Origin of the sequence: Micromonospora trifolii, from assembly GCF_022229005.1 — a bacterium.
GTDB lineage: Bacteria > Actinomycetota > Actinomycetes > Mycobacteriales > Micromonosporaceae > Micromonospora > Micromonospora trifolii.
In genome coordinates this window covers 216,234-231,663 of the sequence record NZ_JAKKFD010000003.1, presented here as the reverse complement: position 1 = coordinate 231,663, position 15,430 = coordinate 216,234, and the positions used below count along the sequence as shown (strand labels likewise).

Sequence of the window (15,430 nt, the reverse complement as noted above, 5' to 3'; positions counted from 1 at the left end):
AGTCCGGTCACGCCCACCACCCGGCCAACGGATCGCCCGGCGCAGGAATGCACCAGGATGGCGGGTACGTTGCCCGAACGGGTGCCCTCCGTCGCGACGGCGCCCCGCAGGCACATTTCAGGGAGGTCCGCACCGGTGCTCGACCCACACGAGCTCTACCAGCTCACCGACGATCTGCCCGACCTCGGGCAGCCGGTCCTCATCCAGGCCCTCACCGGGTTCGTGGACGCCGGAAACGCCAGCCGACTGGCGCGTGAGCAGCTACTCACCTCGCTGGAGGGTCGGCCGATCGCCACCTTCGACGTCGACCAGCTCTTCGACTACCGGTCGCGACGACCGGTGATGACCTTCGTCGAGGACCACTGGGAGAGCGTCGACGCGCCCAAGTTGGAGCTGCACCTGTTGCAGGACGACGACGAGACCCCGTTCCTGCTGCTCACCGGCCCCGAACCGGACCTGCAGTGGGAGCGTTTCGTGGCCGCCGTGGCCGGGCTCGCCGCCCGGCTGGACGTCCGGCTCACAGTGGGGCTCAACTCGATCCCGATGGCGGTCCCGCACACCCGGCCGACCGGGGTGACAGCACACGCCACCCGCCCCGAGCTGATCGCCGGCTACGAGCCCTGGCTGCAACGCGTCCAGGTGCCCGGCAGCGTCGGTCACCTGCTGGAGTTCCGCCTCGGCGAGCAGGGCCGCGACGCGCTGGGCTTCGCCGCCCACGTGCCGCACTACGTGGCGCAGACCGAGTACCCGGCGGCCGCCGAGGTGCTGCTCACCTCGGTGTCGCGCAGCACCGGGCTGCTGCTGCCCGGCGACGGGCTCCGCTCGGCCGCCGAGGTGGTCCGGGTGGAGATCGACCGGCAGGTCGCGCAGACCGAGGACGCCGCCGCCCTGGTCCAGGCCCTGGAGGAGCAGTACGACGCGTTCGCCCGAGGTCGGGGCGAGAAGAGCCTGCTCGCCCCGGACGCCGGCCCGCTGCCCACTGCCGACGAACTCGGCGCCGAACTGGAACGGTTCCTGGCCGAACAGACCCGTCCCGGCGACACCCCGGGCAGCTGACCGGGCGTCGCGGCGGCGGATACGGCAGGCTGGGGGCATGCGCCTGGCGACCTGGAACGTCAACTCGGTGAAGGCCCGCCTACCCCGGCTGCTGGAGTGGCTGGCCGACACCGGGCCGGACGTCGTCTGCCTGCAGGAGACGAAATGCCCGGACGGCGCCTTCCCGGTGACCGAGGTCGGCGAGCTGGGCTACACCGTGGCCAGCCACAGCGACGGCCGGTGGAACGGGGTGGCCATCCTGTCCCGGGTCGGGCTGGGCGACGTCCGGGTCGGGTTCGCCGACGAACCCGGCTTCCCCGAGCCCGAGGCCCGGGCCATCTCCGCCACCTGCGACGGGGTGCGGGTCTGGTCGGTGTACGTGCCCAACGGCCGGACGCCGGACGACCCGCACTACGCGTACAAGTTGGCCTGGTTCGCGGCGCTGCGCGACGCGCTGGACGCCGAACTGGGCAGCGGGTTGCCGCTGGCGGTCTGCGGTGACTTCAACGTCGCCCCGACCGACGCCGACGTCTGGGACCCGGCGGTCTTCACCCACTCCACGCACGTCACCCCGGCCGAGCGGGCAGCCCTCACGGCGCTCCGCGACCTGGGCCTCAGCGACGTCGTGCCGACCCCGATGAAGGGCCCGCACCCCTTCACCTACTGGGACTACCGGGCCGGCATGTTCCACCAGAACAAGGGCATGAGGATCGACCTGGTGTACGCGTCAGCGCCGTTCGCCCGAGCGGTCCGCTCCGCGTACGTGGACCGGGAGGCCCGCAAGGGCAAGGGCCCCTCCGACCACGCGCCGATCGTGGTCGACGCGGACCTGGTCCCGGCGGTCGAGGCGTTCTGAGTGGCTAGGGTGGGCAGATGGCAGTCGTGAAGATCAACGCAATCGACGTCCCGCCCGGTGGCGGCGCGGAGCTGGAGAAGCGGTTCGCCGCCCGGGCCGGCACTGTGGAGAACTCCCCCGGTTTCCTCGGCTTCGAACTCCTCCGCCCGGTGGCCGGTGAGACCCGCTACTTCGTCTACACGAAGTGGGAGAACGAAGAAGCGTTCCAGGCGTGGGCCGCCGGTCCCTCGCGCGCCGCCCACGCCCCCGCCCCCGGCGACAAGCCCCGTCCCCCGGTCTCCACCGGCGCCAGCCTGCTGGAGTTCGAGGTCGCGCTGCACGTCCCCCAGCCCTAGCCACCTGCCGCCAGCCTCGCAGACGCGGACGAAGTCCCCGCCCCGACCTTTGCCGAGCCTCGATGGGTCGGGGCGTTCAGGCTCGTCGGGGCCTCGATGCGGATATGGAGCGGCAGCCAGCGCCTTGATCGTGCTCGATCCTGGATGTAGTTCCCTCCTCGCAGCGCGAGGCCACTACATCCTGGTTCGAGCACGATCTTGACCAGGCCCTGACCTCCGCAGGCCACAGCGGCTCCAGGTAGCGAGGAGAACCGGGGTCAAGATCGACCAAGACCCCCTCCTCCGCCTCGAGCACCTGCCGCAGGTGGGGTTTGAGGACGTTGAACGGGGTCCGACTCAGGTGCCGGGCCGCCTGAGTGACCTCGTCGACCGCCAAGCATCGAGAATCGCCCTCCGCACCCCAGGCGGTGCGCTCATCGGGATAGGGCGATCCGGCCGGGATGGGGTTGATCGGGAAATGCGCAGCATTCATCAGGTCGGTCAGTCGTGCATCCGCCGAGTCCAGGTTCAGCCTGCTCGCATCGGGCAAGGTAGTGAGCTGACGGTAGGCCTCGATGGGGGTGTCTCGGAGCCGCGCGAACGTCTCGGGGTCGAGCCGCGCGAAGTCACCGAGCATGCTCACCGAACATCACCTTTCGAATATCTCGCCACCACGCCGCGCCATGATGCCGGCCAGGATCCTGTGCACGATTGAACCCCAGGCGGGAGGCGGTTCGCGCTGATAGCGTCCGTCGTAGCGGGCCGGCAGGATCGAGGCTGCCAGGCCATCAACCACCATTGCCGCGCCCGGCACCACGTCGGCACCGGCAATCCAGGCAGTCGCGGGGGATCCCGGCCGTGTTCGACGGATTCGAGGAATTCGACATCGAGACACCCGGCGCGACCATCCACGGGCGCCGAGGCGGAAGCGGGCCGCCCGTTCTGCTGCTGCACGGCATCCCCGAGACGCACCTCATGTGGCACCAGGTCGCGCCACGGCTCGCCGAGAACTACACGGTCGTCGCCACCGACCTGCGGGGCTGGGGCGACAGCGGCAAGCCGCCGAGCAGTCCGGATCACGAGCCGTACGGCATGCGCGCCATCGCCCGCGACCAGGTCGCCGTGATGCGGAGTCTGGGCCACGAACAGTTCCGAGTCGTCGGCCACGATCGTGGGGCCCGCTGCGCCTACCGTCTCGCGCTGGACGAACCCGACGCCGTCACCCGGCTGGCAGTGATGGACGTGGTGCCCATCGGCGACGTCTACAACCGCGCCGACAAGACGTTCAGCCTCTCCTACTGGGTCTGGTCCTTCCTGGCGGCACCAGCGCCGGTGCCTGAGCAGTTCATCAAGGCGGCGCCCGCGGTGCTCGTCGACTTCATGCTCGACACCTGGCCCAAGGTGAAGGACGCCTTCCCCGCCGAGGTCCGGGCGGCGTACGTCAAGCAGTTCAGCGACCCCGCCACCGTGCACGCGATCTGCGAGGAGTTCCGCGCCGCCGCGACGCTCGACTACCAGCAGGACGAGGCGGATCGCGGCAAACGGAAGATCACCTGCCCGGTGCTGTTCCTCTGGAGCCAACACGGCCAGGTCGCGAAGCTCTACGACGACCCGCTCGCGATCTGGCGGGAATGGGCCGACGACGTGCGCGGCGAGCCGGTCCCGGTCGGGCACTTCATCCCGGAGGAGGCTCCCGACGAGACCACCCGCCAGCTTCTGGCCTTCCTGGACTGACGCCGACGCTGGGCCGGCGCCCGCCGCCGACGTGATCCACTCGGGTTCAAGGAAATCGGGGTGTCCCGGTCGGCCCGATACCGCGACTTCAATGAACCCGAGTCGATCAAACTCCGCCGGGCGCCGGTGGGCCAGCCGGAGTCGGTCTCAGGACTTGCGGGAGGACTGCAGGGTGGCGAAGGCGATGACGTTGTCGGCGTAGCCGGTGCGGCCCCCGATGAACTGCCCACCGCAGGTGATCAACCGCAGCCCGGGTGGCCCGTCGTTGCCGTAGATCCGCTCGGCGGGCAACTGGTCCTTCGGGAAGTGCTCCACGGTGTCGACCCGGAACACCACCACCGACTCGTCCGCCCGGGCCACCTCGATCAGGTCGCCGGGGTGCAACTTGCCCAGGTCGTAGAAGACCGACGGGCCGGTCTTCGTGTCCACGTGCCCGACGATCACCGCCGGGCCAGGCTCACCGGGGGTGGGCCCCCGGTCGTACCAGCCGGTCTCGTTGTGCCGCTCCAACGGCGGTACGGCGATTGAGCCGTCGCGCGCCTGCCCGACGGGTGCCACCGGCGCGGTCACCTTGATCGCCGGCACCGAGAGCCGCACCGGGCGACTGGCGGACAAGCCGACCGACGCACTGCGGGCCGGTCGGTCACCGCCGGTCGGGGCCAGGTCGAACGGGCCGACCGAACGGCCCAGCCCCGCCCCGGTGGCGAAGACCCCGGCCAACACCAACACCACAGCCAACGGTACGGACCAGGGGCTGCGGCCGGAGGGGCGACTACGCCGGGGTGCGACGGCGGTCGGCGGACGCGCGGCCACCGACGGGCGATCGGGATCCGGCGGGCGATCGGGATCCGGCGGGCGATCGGGATCCGGCGGGCGATCGGGATCCGGCGGGCGCTGGAGATGTGGCGGGCGATGGGGACTTGGCGGGCGCGCACCTGCCGGAGGCGGCGTGGGGCGGAAGATCGTCATGGCGGGCCTCAGCGACGCGTGGCGGCTCGGGGGCGGCGCAACGCCATCACGGCGACGATCAGCCCGGTGATGATCAGTGCCGCGCCGCCGGGCAGCAGCAGCTTTCCGGTCATCCCGCCGGTGCTCCCACCGAAGCCGGTCGCCGGACCACGGCTGGGTTGGACGGGGACCTTCTTGACCACCTGAAGCATCGTCGAGGCGGTCTCGCCGTCGCGGCACTCCAGCTTGACCCGGTAGTTGCCGGGGCGGGTGCGCTCGCGGACCATCGGCGCGGCGGTGAGCACCCCGCGCTGTGGCTGCACACCGACCGCCCCGAACGCGTCCGAGACCACTGTGGCGCCCACCGAGTTGTCGCGACAACTGGCCCGGATGCCGACCAGGTAGCCGGGCTGCACAGTGCTGGGGCTCACCTCGACGAAGATGTCCACCGCCGGCGTCGGTTGAGGCGCTGAACCGGGCGGCCCTTCCGGCTGCGGTGCGGGCGCGAAGGCGACGGCGGCAGGCTGGGGCGCCGCGAGAGCGGGCGTGGCGGCCAGCAGGGGGCCGGCGAGCACTGCAACCAGGGACAGGGTCACGACGCCGCGGGTCACTGTCACGATGCCCCCTCTCGACGCCGTGCGGCCCGGCCGGGCAGTGGAGCACCCGACCTGCCGTACCAGTTGGATCCTCTCATTTCCGGTCGCACATCACACCCGATCCGCCGGCGGCGTCGCGTACGCTCGGTTCGCTGTGACCGCCACCGACCATGACCCCGCCGTCCCGCCCGTGAGCCGGACGATCCGCACGTTCCACCCCCGCCGGGGTCGGATGAGCGACCGGCAGACCGACGCGCTGAGCCGGCTCTGGCCCGCGTACGGCCTGGATGTGCCGGACGGCCCTGTGGTGCCCGTCGACCTGGCCGACCTGTTCGGTCGCCGGGCGCCCGTGGTGCTGGAGATCGGCTCGGGCATGGGCGACACCACCGCTGCGATGGCTGCCGCCGACCCGGATCGAGATTATCTGGCGGTCGAGGTGCACACGCCGGGAATCGCCAACCTGCTCCACCTCGTGGAGCGCGGTGGCCTGCGCAATGTGCGGGTGGCGGAGGGTGACGCGTTGTCCCTGGTCAGCGGCTTGCCCGAGGGCGTGCTGGACGCGGTGCACGTCTTCTTTCCGGACCCGTGGCCGAAGTCCCGCCACCACAAGCGGCGGATCATCCAGCCGGCGCACGTGGCGCTGCTGCGGTCCCGGCTGCGCTCCGGCGGCATGCTGCACTGCGCGACCGACTGGGCCGAGTACGCCGAGGCGATGCGGGAGACCCTGGAGGCCGACCCGGAGCTGGTGGACGCGTACGGCGGCTTCGCGCCGCGTCCGGCGCACCGCCCGGTGACGAAGTTCGAGCGGCGGGCGATCACTGCCGATCGGCCGGTCGCCGACCTGCTCTACCGCCGACGGTGAGCGGCGAAACACCCGAACCGGAACATGGCGGCGCGTTCGGGACGCCCGGACGGGGGTCCGGTGCGGGCCGGGTTGGCGTACCGGGGCATGATCCAGGCACCATGGACAGGCTATGACGCTCACCGCCGCGCTGCCGACAAGCGCCGACCCCGACACCCTCTTCGACGCGTTCGCCGGCTGGGCGAAGGAGCGCGGCCTCGACCTCTACCCCCATCAGGAAGAGGCGGTCATCGAGATCGTCTCCGGCGCCAACCTGATCATGAATACGCCCACCGGCTCGGGCAAGAGCCTGGTGGCGATCGCCGCGCACTTCGCGGCCCTCGCCGACAGCCGGACGACCTTCTACACCGCGCCGATCAAGGCGTTGGTGTCGGAGAAGTTCTTCGCTCTCTGCGAGGTCTTCGGCGCCGAGAACGTCGGCATGCTCACCGGCGACGCCAGCGTCAACGCCGACGCCCCGATCATCTGCTGCACGGCTGAGATCCTGGCGAACCTGGCGCTGCGCGAGGGCACGAAGGCCGACGTCGGCCAGGTGATCATGGACGAGTTCCACTTCTACGCCGAGCCCGACCGGGGCTGGGCGTGGCAGGTGCCGATCATCGAGCTGCCGCAGGCCCAGTTCATCCTGATGTCCGCCACGCTGGGGGACACCACCCGCTTCGTCGACGACCTGACCCGGCGCACCGGGCGGCCCACGGCCGTCGTCCGCACGGCGGAGCGGCCGGTCCCGCTCATCTTCTCGTACGCGATGACGCCACTGCACGAGACGCTTGAGGAACTGCTGGAGACCAAGCAGGCCCCGGTGTACGTGGTGCACTTCACCCAGGCCGCCGCGCTGGAACGCGCCCAGGCGCTGACCAGCGTCAACGTCTGCACCCGGGCCGAGAAGGACATGATCGCCGAGGCGATCGGCGGTTTCCGGTTCACCGCCGGCTTCGGCAAGACGCTCTCCCGGCTGGTCCGGCACGGCATCGGCGTGCACCACGCCGGCATGCTGCCCAAGTACCGCCGCCTGGTGGAGACCCTCGCCCAGGCCGGGCTGCTGAAGGTCATCTGCGGCACCGACACCCTCGGCGTCGGCATCAACGTGCCGATCCGCACCGTGCTGTTCACCGGGCTGTCCAAGTACGACGGGGTCCGTACCCGACTGCTCAAGAACCGGGAGTTCCACCAGATCGCCGGGCGGGCCGGCCGGGCCGGCTACGACACCATCGGCCGGGTCGTGGTGCAGGCCCCGGAGCACGTCATCGACAACGAGAAGGCCCTCGCGAAGGCCGGTGACGACCCGAAGAAGCGGCGCAAGGTGGTGCGCAAGAAGCCGCCGGAGGGCTCGATCGGCTGGGGCCAGCCCACCTTCGACCGGCTCGTCGACGCCGAGCCGGAGCCACTGACCTCCAGCTTCCAGGTCAGCCACTCGATGCTGCTCAACGTCATCGGCCGGCCCGGGGACGCGTTCACAGCGATGCGGCACCTGCTCACCGACAACCACGAGGAGCCCACCGCGCAGCGCCGGCACATCCGCCGGGCGATCGCGATCTACCGGGCTCTGCGGGCCGGCGGGGTCGTCGAGGAGCTGCCCGAGCCGGACGAGACCGGCCGGCGGATCCGACTCACCGTCGACCTCCAGCTCGACTTCGCCCTCAACCAGCCGCTCTCCCCCCTCGCGCTGGCCACCATCGAGCTGCTCGACGCCGAGTCGCCGTCGTACGCGCTCGACGTGCTGAGCGTCATCGAGTCGATCCTCGACGACCCCCGACAGATCCTCTCCGCGCAGCAGTTCAAGGCGCGCGGCGAGGCGGTCGCCGCCATGAAGGCCGAGGGCATCGAGTACGAGGCGCGCATCGAGCTGCTCGACGAGGTGACCCACCCGAAGCCCCTGGCCGAGCTGCTGGAGGCCGCGTACGAGATGTACCGGCAGGGGCACCCCTGGGTCGCCGACCACCAGCTCTCCCCCAAGGCCGTCGTCCGGGACATGTACGAGCGGGCCATGACCTTCACCGAGTACGTGCAGTTCTACGGGCTGACCCGCTCGGAAGGTCTCGTCCTGCGCTACCTGGCCGACGCGTACAAGACGCTGCGCCAGACCGTGCCCGAGGACGCCAAGACCGAGGAACTGATCGACCTCATCGAGTGGCTGGGCGAGCTGGTCCGCCAGGTCGACTCCAGTCTCATCGACGAGTGGGAGCGACTGCGCAACCCGTCCGACGTGGCCGAGGTGGCCCAGGCGCACGCCGCCCTGACCGATCGGCCGCCGGCGGTGACCCGCAACGCGCGGGCGTTCCGGGTACTGGTGCGCAACGCGCTGTTCCGCCGCGTCGAACTGGCCGCGCTACGCCGCTGGGACCTGCTCGCCGAGTTGGACGCCGAGGACGGCTGGGACTACGACGCGTGGGCCGACGCGCTCGCGCCGTACTTCGAGGAGTACGACTCGATCGGCGTCGGGCCGGACGCCCGCGGTCCGGCGCTGCTCATGATCGAGCAGGGGCGGGAACGGTGGACCGTCCGCCAGAGCTTCGACGACCCCAACGGCGACCACGACTGGGGCATCAGCGCCGAGATCGACCTGGTGGCCTCGGACGAGGTCGGTGCGGCGGTCGTGCGAATCACCGACGTCGGCCAGCTCTGACGTGCCTGCCCCCGACGGACCGTCGGGGGCCAACGGGCCCGGGGCGGAAAAGCGCCGGGGTACGCCGGGCGGCCACGTCCTCGATCCAGCCGAACAGCAGCACCGCCCCGGCGGTCAGTAGGCACACCCCGGTCAGTCGCAGCGCGATCGAGGCCACCGAGTTGTACTGCAGCACCGGCGCGAGCAGCAGGAACATCCCGAGGCTGGCCGGGATGTGCCACAGGTAGATGGTGACCGCTCGGGCGTTGACCACCCGGAGCAGGCCGCCCACCGGCACCCGGCCGGCGAACCGGGGCTGCACCCTCAGCAGCACGGCGACGAGGGCCATCGACCACAGTGTGGTGCCACCCGCGATGTGGTTGAGGTCGACGGCCCGGCCGGTCACCATGGCGGCCACCACCCAGGTGCCGCCCACCCCGGCGAGGCCGGCCACGAGGCAGCCGTACCAGCGCCACGGGACGCGGTGCAGCAACCGGTCGTGGTGGGCGAAGCCCATCAGCCAGCAGGACAGGTAGGCGGCGACGAAGTAGCCGGCGTGCACACCGCCGAGGTGCATCCCGACCGGCAGCGCGGTGGCGACACCGATGCTGGGCCAGGGCCAGCGGCGGAACAGCCGCAGCAGCACCGGGGAGAGCAGCACCAACCACAGATAGGTGACGACGTACCAGAGCCCGACGTGGAACACCCAGGCCCAGGACTGCCCACCCACCGGCGGCACCCGCAGGGGTAGCGCCCACCAGAGCAGTTCAGCCCAGCCAGCCACGCCACTCGGCAGCGGCCGCCACCCGACCGAGAGCACCGCCAGTGCGATCGCGCCGAACGCCCAGTACGGCAACAGCAGCCGGCGCAGCCGCCGGCGCACCGCCGACGGACCGTGCCGGTCGAGTGAAGCCGCCATCAACGAACCGGCGATGCCGAACATCAGACCCATCGCCGGCACCAGCAGGCTCAGCCAGATCCAGCCGGTGACGTGGAAGAGCACGACGCGGACCAGGGCGATCGTCCGCAACAGATCCAGGTAGCGGTCACGGTCAGCAGCGGGGTCGGCGGACTGGACGGTCCGCACCGCCGTACCCCTGCCAGGAATGACGACCCTGGACGCCGCACCGATGACCACAACGCACAATAACGCCGCAAGTAGGACAAAGTTCCCGGCATTGCGAACGCGAGTCAGGGAGCGTCCCGCCCCCCGGGCGGCTGTTCCTCTGATCAGCCAGCTCGCCCAACCGGCAGGCCGGGGGTGTCAGACGGTGAACCAGATCCGGCGACGACGGGCCAGGACGAACAACGTCGCACCCACGCCCAGCAGCAGGCCCGCGCCAGCGACCACGCCGCCGGTCGACTGACCGGTCACCGGCAGGCCGCCTCCCCCGCCGTCGGCGCAACCCGCCGGCCGCTCCCACCGGTACGGACCATTCAGGCGCGTGACCTGCGGGTCGAACTCGTCCGAGCGCAGCGTGACAGCCAGCCCCGCGACGGCCGGGAAGGAGACGTCGACTGTGGTGCCGCTGACGATGGTTCGTCGCTGCTCCGGGCCGCGGTTGGGATCGAAGGTGACGAACAGGTACAGGCCGACATCCGGAACCGACACCACGATGACCAACTCGTCGCAGGTGGAGCGGGCGCGGATGTCCGGGACGACGCAGTGACTGGGATCGAAGGCCCAGGAGTACGTTGCGAACGACTCCCGCTCGCCCGCGACGGTCACCGACAGGACGTCGAACCCTCGGGGAACCACGATGCCCTTCACCGTCTGCCCCGGGGCCACGGAGACGGTTCGTGAGAAGCTCCCGGGCAAGGTCTTGACCACCAGGTCGACCGCCCGCCCAGCGGGCGGGTTCGCCAGGTCGACCAGCGCGCTGCCGTCGCACCGGGACTGGAAGGTGGCCGTCGGATCGGTGGGCGGCTGCCCGCACCTGCCGTCGAGCGGAACGCCGCCGGAGAAGCCGGACGTCTCGACGTAGCCGTCGTCCCACTGCACCCACACGATCAGGTCGGCGTAGGTGGTGGTGCCGGGCAGGCTCTGACTGCCGATCACCGGCTCGCCGAGGGAGTGCGGAAAGACGCCCTCGGGGCTGGCAGCGATGGGGTCGATGCTGGTGTCGGCCGGAATCACCTCCACCTTGACGAACCGGTATCGCGTCGCGTCGGTGGTAGGCGTCTCGGCAAGGACGGTCCAGCGGATCTGGTAGGTGCCGTCGGCCGTGCACCGCACCTCGTGATTGATGCTGAAACCCGGATAATCCGCGTTCGCCGGGGTCATGAAGACCAGCGTCCCGGCGAGGCTGACCACAACCGCTCCGAGGGCGGCAAGCACTCGCCGTGGCCACGATCGGATATTGATCATGGGCGCTCCTGCACTGAGGTGAGCCGGACTGGATCGACCCGGCCGGCGCGACGCCCTGACGGCGAAGACGGGTGCCCCTACGCCGAGTCACTCCGAGGCAGGAACGGCCGGTGAGCCCGGGCAGATGCTATCGGCGACGACCTATCGACGGCGGCCCGCGACACTCGGCCAACCGGGCAAATCGTCCCGGCGACCAAGAGGTGGTCGACCCCTCAACCGCGCTGGGCAATGTCAGACCTGTCGATTAGAATGTATGTACTAATCAAGATCCTGACCTGGGAGGACGCCCGTGACCGCGCCCGCCTCCACGCCCCTCACCCCCTACGCGACACTGCTCGGTTTCACCCGCTACGTCGACCGCACCGGCCCCACCAAGGCGACCTTCGTCGGCGGGCTGCGCAAGCAGCGCGCCAGCCGGTCCGGCTTCAACCCGCACGGCCAGTTCGTCAAGGCACTCAAGGCCGACATCGCCTTCCACACCGGCGGCACCCACCTGGCCGGGGTGGCCGACATCGTCAAGCCACGATGGCGCCCGCTCTACCAGGCGCTCGTCCCCGGCGCCACGACCTGGCTGCACTCCCTCGGCGAGCCGGCCGCCGTCGATCTCGCCCAGACCCGCGATGCCCTGGCCATGCTGGGCGACCTGCCCGTCAAGATCAACCCCCACTTCGGGGTACGCCACGCCGACGGCCGCGCCGAAGCGGTCCGCCTGCACTTCGACGAGGCCCCACCGAGTGAGGAATCGGTGCTCGCCACCCTGCACCTGATGGCCCGACACATGGACGCGGTGCTCCCGCACGCTGAGCCGGTCCTTGTCGACGTCCGCCGCGGCCTGGCCCACCGCATGCCCACCGACGCCAAGCCCGACCAGATCGAACGATGGCTCTCCGGCGAAGCCGCCGCCTTCCGCGCCATCTGGTCCACCGCCGCCTAACCCCGCCCCCACTCTCCACGGCCTCCGCGCTCCACCCGCTCCACCCGCCCCACCCGCTCCACGCGCCTGCCTGGCAAGATCGCGCTCGATCCAGGATGTAGTGGCCTCCGCCTGTTGGGAGGCCACTACATCCATGTTCGAGCGCGATCTTGGGGATAACGGCGCGCATCGGCGACGGTGTGGCGACGGCGGTTATCCACAGGGGCAGCGTGACGCGGAGGGGTTCGGCCAGCCTGGGGCCCATGCCGAAAGTTCCTCGTCGGCCGCCGCAGTTGCGGGGTCGCGTCTTCCGTGGCTCGACCGCCGTCTCGCGAGGCCTACTGACCCGCAATGACCTACGCAGCTCGGCGTGGCGACCGCTCTTCCGCGACGTCTACGCCGATGCCGAGGTCACAGTCACCCACCCCATCAGATGCGCCGCCGTTGGACGCTGGCTGGTTCCGCCCGGTGCGGCGATCGCGGGGCGCGCTGCCGCCGGCCTGTTCGGCTGCGCGAGGCCGATCGCGAGTGAGCCGGTCGACGTCCTCGTTCCCGCCGCCACCCGTACCGGCCCGACCACCGGCATCCGGGTCCACCACGCAGAGATCGACTCCGGCGACACCGTGGAAAGGGCCGGGATCACTGTGACCAGCCCGGCACGTACCTGCTGGGACCTGGCCCGTTGGCTCGACGTGATCGAGGCGGTGGTCGTCATCGACGCCATGCTGGCCAGTCGACTGACCACCGCGCCCGCCTTGCGCGAGTACGCGCTGAGCCGGGCCGGTCGACGCGGCTGGCGGTCGCTGCTACGCGCTGTCGACCTGGCCGACGCGGGTGCGGAGTCTCCTCAGGAGTCCCGCGCCCGGGTGCGGCTCGTGCTCGCCGGCCTGCCGAGGCCGGAGACGCAGTGGGTCGTGGCCGATCAGGGCCGATTCGTGGCCCGCCTGGACCTGGCCTGGCCGCAGTTCAAGGTCGCAGTGGAGTACGACGGACTCTGGCACGACGACCCCGAGCAGTTCCATCGGGACCGCCAACGCCTCAACCGACTGCTCGGCGGCGACTGGATCGTGCTGCACCTGACCGCCAAGCGCCTCCGGGACGACTTCGACGGGTTCCTCGCCGAGGTCCGAGCCGCCCTGCGGGCACGCTCGCGCTCCCCCCGGTGACGATGATCGTGCTCGAACATGGAAGTAGTGGCCTCCCCGTCCAGGGAGGCCACTACTTCCTGGATCGAGCACGATCATGAGCCGCGCACGGGGTGCGCTGACGCATGGCGGCGGTGGGGTGTCAGGCTGCGGGGAGGTACTTGGTCAGGTCGTCGAGGATCTTGTTGGCGGCGCCGACGCCGATGCCGGTCATCCAGACCTCGTCGGAGACGGGGTACGCCTTGCCGGCCTTGACCGCACCGAGCCCCTTCCACAGCGTCCCGCCGGCGACCTTGGTCTGCTCGGCGGCGGCCTTGTCGCCGTACGCGGTCACGAAGATGACGTCACCGTCGACCTCGTTGATCCGCTCGGGGCTGACCAGGTCGAAGCGCTTGTCCTCCTTGTTGGCGAGCAGCTGCCGCTCGGGGCGGCCCAGGCCGGTGTCGCCGATGACGATGCCGGAGAACGAGTCCGGGCCGTACACCCGGATGTTGCCGGGCAGGAACCGCACGATGGAGACCTTGCGCGCGGCGGCGTCGCCGAGCGTCGCGCCGAAGTCCTTGGCCCGCTTCTCGTACGTGGCGAGCAGATCCTTGGCCTGCTGCTCGCGGCCGAGCGCCTTGCCGTCGAGGAGGAGGTTGTCCTTCCAGGTGATGCCCACCTTGTCGGTGAACACGGTCGGTGCGATGGCGGCCAGCTCGTCGTAGAACTTCTCCTGGCGGAACTTGCTGCCGAGGATGAGGTCCGGCTTCAGCGCGTTGATCGCCTCCAGGTCGGGCTCGGTGAGCACCCCGACCTCCTTGATGCCGGCGAGCTTGTCCGCGCCGAAGTACGTGGGCCAGCTCTTCGCCTCACCGGCGGTGGCCGCGCCGACGGGCGTGATGCCCAGCGACAGCGCCGTGTCGATCTTGTCGGTGTCGAGCACGACGACGCGCTTGGGTTCGGCCGGGACCTTTGTGGTGCCCATGGCGTGGGTGATCTCCCGGGTCTCCCCGGTGGTGGAGCCGGCGACCGGGTCGCTCTCACCGCAGGCGGTGAGGCCGGCACCGAGGGCGACGGCCGCGGCGAGAGCTGCGACGAGACGACGCATCAGAGTCCTTTCGAGGGGTGCGAGCCGGCGAGCGGGTTGGCCGCGTCGCCGGTGGAGGGTCGGGCGTCCGGTACGGACGCCGTCGACGAATCGGGGTCTTCCGCGCCAGCGGCAGCATCGACCGGGCCACCCGGCGAGGCGACCCGGCCACCCGACGCGGCACCGGGAGCCGGAGCGTTGCCGCCGGTGTAGGAGGGCACCACCAGTGGGGCGCCGGTCACCGGGCAGGGCACTACCACGCAGGCCAGCCCGAAGACGTCGCGGACCAGGTCGGCGGTGAGGATCTCCCGGGGTGGTCCGGCGGCGACCACGGCGCCGGCGCGCATGGCGACCAGGTGGTCGGCGTAGCGGGCGGCCTGGTTCAGGTCGTGCAGCACGGCGACCACTGTGCGGCCCCGCTCGGAGCGCAGCCGGTGCAGGAGGTCCAGCACCTCCACCTGGTGGGCCAGGTCGAGGAACGTGGTCGGCTCGTCCAGCAGCAGGGCGTCGGTGTCCTGGGCGAGTGTCATGGCGATCCACACTCGTTGCCGTTGACCGCCGGAGAGGCTGTCCACCGGCCGGTCGGCCAGGTCGGTGACGTCGGCGAGGGCCATCGCCTGGTCCACCGCCGCGCCGTCCTCCGACGACCACTGCCGCCACCACCGCTGGTAGGGCTGCCGGCCGCGCCCGACCAGGTCCGCCACAGTGACGCCCTCGGGCACCAGCGGGCTCTGCGGCAGGACGCCGAGGCGGCGGGCGACCTCCCGGGTCGGCAGGTCGCGGATGGCGGTGCCGTCCAGCAGCACAGTGCCTCGGCGGGGGGTGAGCAGCCGGGCCATCGTGCGCAGCAGTGTGGACTTGCCGCACGCGTTGGGTCCGACGATCACTGTGAACGCGTCGGTGGGCAGGTCGAGGTCGAGCCCGTCGAGCACGGTCCGCTCGTCGTAGCCGGCGACCAGGTCGCGGGTGGAGAGCATCACTCGAC

15 protein-coding genes are annotated in these 15,430 nt (G+C 71.0%); 8 read left to right on the top strand and 7 right to left on the bottom strand.

Translation table 11 applies throughout. From position 1 onward, the window contains the following. The first annotated feature begins 135 nt into the window (after positions 1-135). Genes NIE79_RS03715 through NIE79_RS03705 form a run of 3 tightly spaced genes read left to right on the top strand, consistent with a single transcriptional unit; the run spans position 136 to position 2,226 of the window. On the top strand, positions 136-1,056 hold the full coding sequence (locus NIE79_RS03715) for a proteasome assembly chaperone family protein (protein ID WP_091401570.1): 921 nt from the start codon (positions 136-138) through the stop codon (positions 1,054-1,056). A 37-nt stretch (positions 1,057-1,093) separates the two neighbouring features. Next, positions 1,094-1,891, top strand: coding sequence for an exodeoxyribonuclease III (locus NIE79_RS03710; protein ID WP_238677195.1), 798 nt, complete (start codon positions 1,094-1,096; stop codon positions 1,889-1,891). Positions 1,892-1,908: 17 nt separating this feature from the next. Continuing rightward, a complete protein-coding gene (locus NIE79_RS03705) occupies positions 1,909-2,226 on the top strand; it encodes an antibiotic biosynthesis monooxygenase family protein (RefSeq protein WP_238677194.1) in 318 nt (105 codons plus the stop codon). Positions 2,227-2,302: 76 nt separating this feature from the next. Here the strand turns inward: NIE79_RS03705 and NIE79_RS03700 are convergent, their stop codons facing one another. Beyond that, positions 2,303-2,848: a YfbM family protein gene (locus NIE79_RS03700; RefSeq protein WP_238677193.1), complete on the bottom strand. Its 546-nt coding sequence runs from the start codon at positions 2,846-2,848 to the stop codon at positions 2,303-2,305. A gap of 215 nt (positions 2,849-3,063) precedes the next feature. Between NIE79_RS03700 and NIE79_RS03695 the strand changes: the two genes are divergently transcribed. Further along, entirely contained in the window at positions 3,064-3,939 is an 876-nt protein-coding gene (locus NIE79_RS03695; protein ID WP_238677192.1) for an alpha/beta fold hydrolase, read from the top strand. Positions 3,940-4,086: 147 nt separating this feature from the next. On the opposite strand, the gene NIE79_RS03690 is transcribed toward NIE79_RS03695, so the two are convergent. Together NIE79_RS03690 and NIE79_RS03685 are read right to left on the bottom strand one after the other, a co-directional pair. Continuing rightward, positions 4,087-4,752 carry a class F sortase gene (locus NIE79_RS03690; protein WP_238677191.1) on the bottom strand — a complete coding sequence of 222 codons (666 nt, stop codon included), beginning with the start codon at positions 4,750-4,752 and terminating at the stop codon, positions 4,087-4,089. 164 nt (positions 4,753-4,916) lie between these two features. After that, positions 4,917-5,507 (bottom strand): hypothetical protein, encoded by a 591-nt coding sequence (locus tag NIE79_RS03685; RefSeq protein ID WP_238677275.1) that lies wholly within the window; start codon positions 5,505-5,507, stop codon positions 4,917-4,919. Positions 5,508-5,637: 130 nt separating this feature from the next. On the opposite strand from NIE79_RS03685, the gene trmB reads away from it, so the two are divergent. Continuing rightward, positions 5,638-6,345 (top strand): tRNA (guanosine(46)-N7)-methyltransferase TrmB, encoded by a 708-nt coding sequence (gene trmB / locus NIE79_RS03680; protein WP_372471403.1) that lies wholly within the window; start codon positions 5,638-5,640, stop codon positions 6,343-6,345. 112 nt (positions 6,346-6,457) lie between these two features. Next, complete coding sequence (locus NIE79_RS03675; RefSeq protein ID WP_238677190.1) at positions 6,458-8,971, top strand: DEAD/DEAH box helicase; 2,514 nt, start codon at positions 6,458-6,460, stop codon at positions 8,969-8,971. On the opposite strand, the gene NIE79_RS03670 is transcribed toward NIE79_RS03675, so the two are convergent. Together NIE79_RS03670 and NIE79_RS03665 are read right to left on the bottom strand one after the other, a co-directional pair. Next, entirely contained in the window at positions 8,949-10,037 is a 1,089-nt protein-coding gene (locus NIE79_RS03670) for an acyltransferase family protein (RefSeq protein ID WP_238677189.1), read from the bottom strand. The genes NIE79_RS03675 and NIE79_RS03670 overlap by 23 nt on opposite strands. Positions 10,038-10,214: 177 nt before the next feature. Beyond that, complete coding sequence (locus NIE79_RS03665) at positions 10,215-11,318, bottom strand: hypothetical protein (RefSeq protein WP_238677188.1); 1,104 nt, start codon at positions 11,316-11,318, stop codon at positions 10,215-10,217. A gap of 289 nt (positions 11,319-11,607) precedes the next feature. On the opposite strand from NIE79_RS03665, the gene NIE79_RS03660 reads away from it, so the two are divergent. Together NIE79_RS03660 and NIE79_RS03655 are read left to right on the top strand one after the other, a co-directional pair. After that, on the top strand, positions 11,608-12,252 hold the full coding sequence (locus tag NIE79_RS03660) for a hypothetical protein (protein ID WP_091401551.1): 645 nt from the start codon (positions 11,608-11,610) through the stop codon (positions 12,250-12,252). Between the two features lie 242 nt (positions 12,253-12,494). Further along, positions 12,495-13,397, top strand: coding sequence for an endonuclease domain-containing protein (locus tag NIE79_RS03655; RefSeq protein ID WP_238677187.1), 903 nt, complete (start codon positions 12,495-12,497; stop codon positions 13,395-13,397). A 121-nt stretch (positions 13,398-13,518) separates the two neighbouring features. Here the strand turns inward: NIE79_RS03655 and NIE79_RS03650 are convergent, their stop codons facing one another. Together NIE79_RS03650 and NIE79_RS03645 are read right to left on the bottom strand one after the other, a co-directional pair. Next, complete coding sequence (locus NIE79_RS03650) at positions 13,519-14,466, bottom strand: ABC transporter substrate-binding protein (RefSeq protein WP_238677186.1); 948 nt, start codon at positions 14,464-14,466, stop codon at positions 13,519-13,521. After that, complete coding sequence (locus NIE79_RS03645; protein WP_308193126.1) at positions 14,466-15,422, bottom strand: ABC transporter ATP-binding protein; 957 nt, start codon at positions 15,420-15,422, stop codon at positions 14,466-14,468. The genes NIE79_RS03650 and NIE79_RS03645 overlap by 1 nt, the downstream gene beginning before the upstream one ends. Positions 15,423-15,430: the final 8 nt, after the last annotated feature.

Excerpts from the sequence above, each read along its gene's own strand:
- NIE79_RS03710 (WP_238677195.1), top strand. The coding sequence starts at position 1,094 with ATGCGCCTGGCGACCTGGAACGTCAACTCGGTGAAGGCCCGCCTACCC.
- NIE79_RS03705 (WP_238677194.1), top strand. The coding sequence starts at position 1,909 with ATGGCAGTCGTGAAGATCAACGCAATCGACGTCCCGCCCGGTGGCGGC.
- NIE79_RS03675 (WP_238677190.1), top strand. The coding sequence starts at position 6,458 with ATGACGCTCACCGCCGCGCTGCCGACAAGCGCCGACCCCGACACCCTC.
- NIE79_RS03665 (WP_238677188.1), bottom strand. The coding sequence starts at position 11,318 with ATGATCAATATCCGATCGTGGCCACGGCGAGTGCTTGCCGCCCTCGGA.
- NIE79_RS03655 (WP_238677187.1), top strand. The coding sequence starts at position 12,495 with ATGCCGAAAGTTCCTCGTCGGCCGCCGCAGTTGCGGGGTCGCGTCTTC.
- NIE79_RS03650 (WP_238677186.1), bottom strand. The coding sequence starts at position 14,466 with ATGCGTCGTCTCGTCGCAGCTCTCGCCGCGGCCGTCGCCCTCGGTGCC.
- NIE79_RS03645 (WP_308193126.1), bottom strand. The coding sequence starts at position 15,422 with ATGCTCTCCACCCGCGACCTGGTCGCCGGCTACGACGAGCGGACCGTG.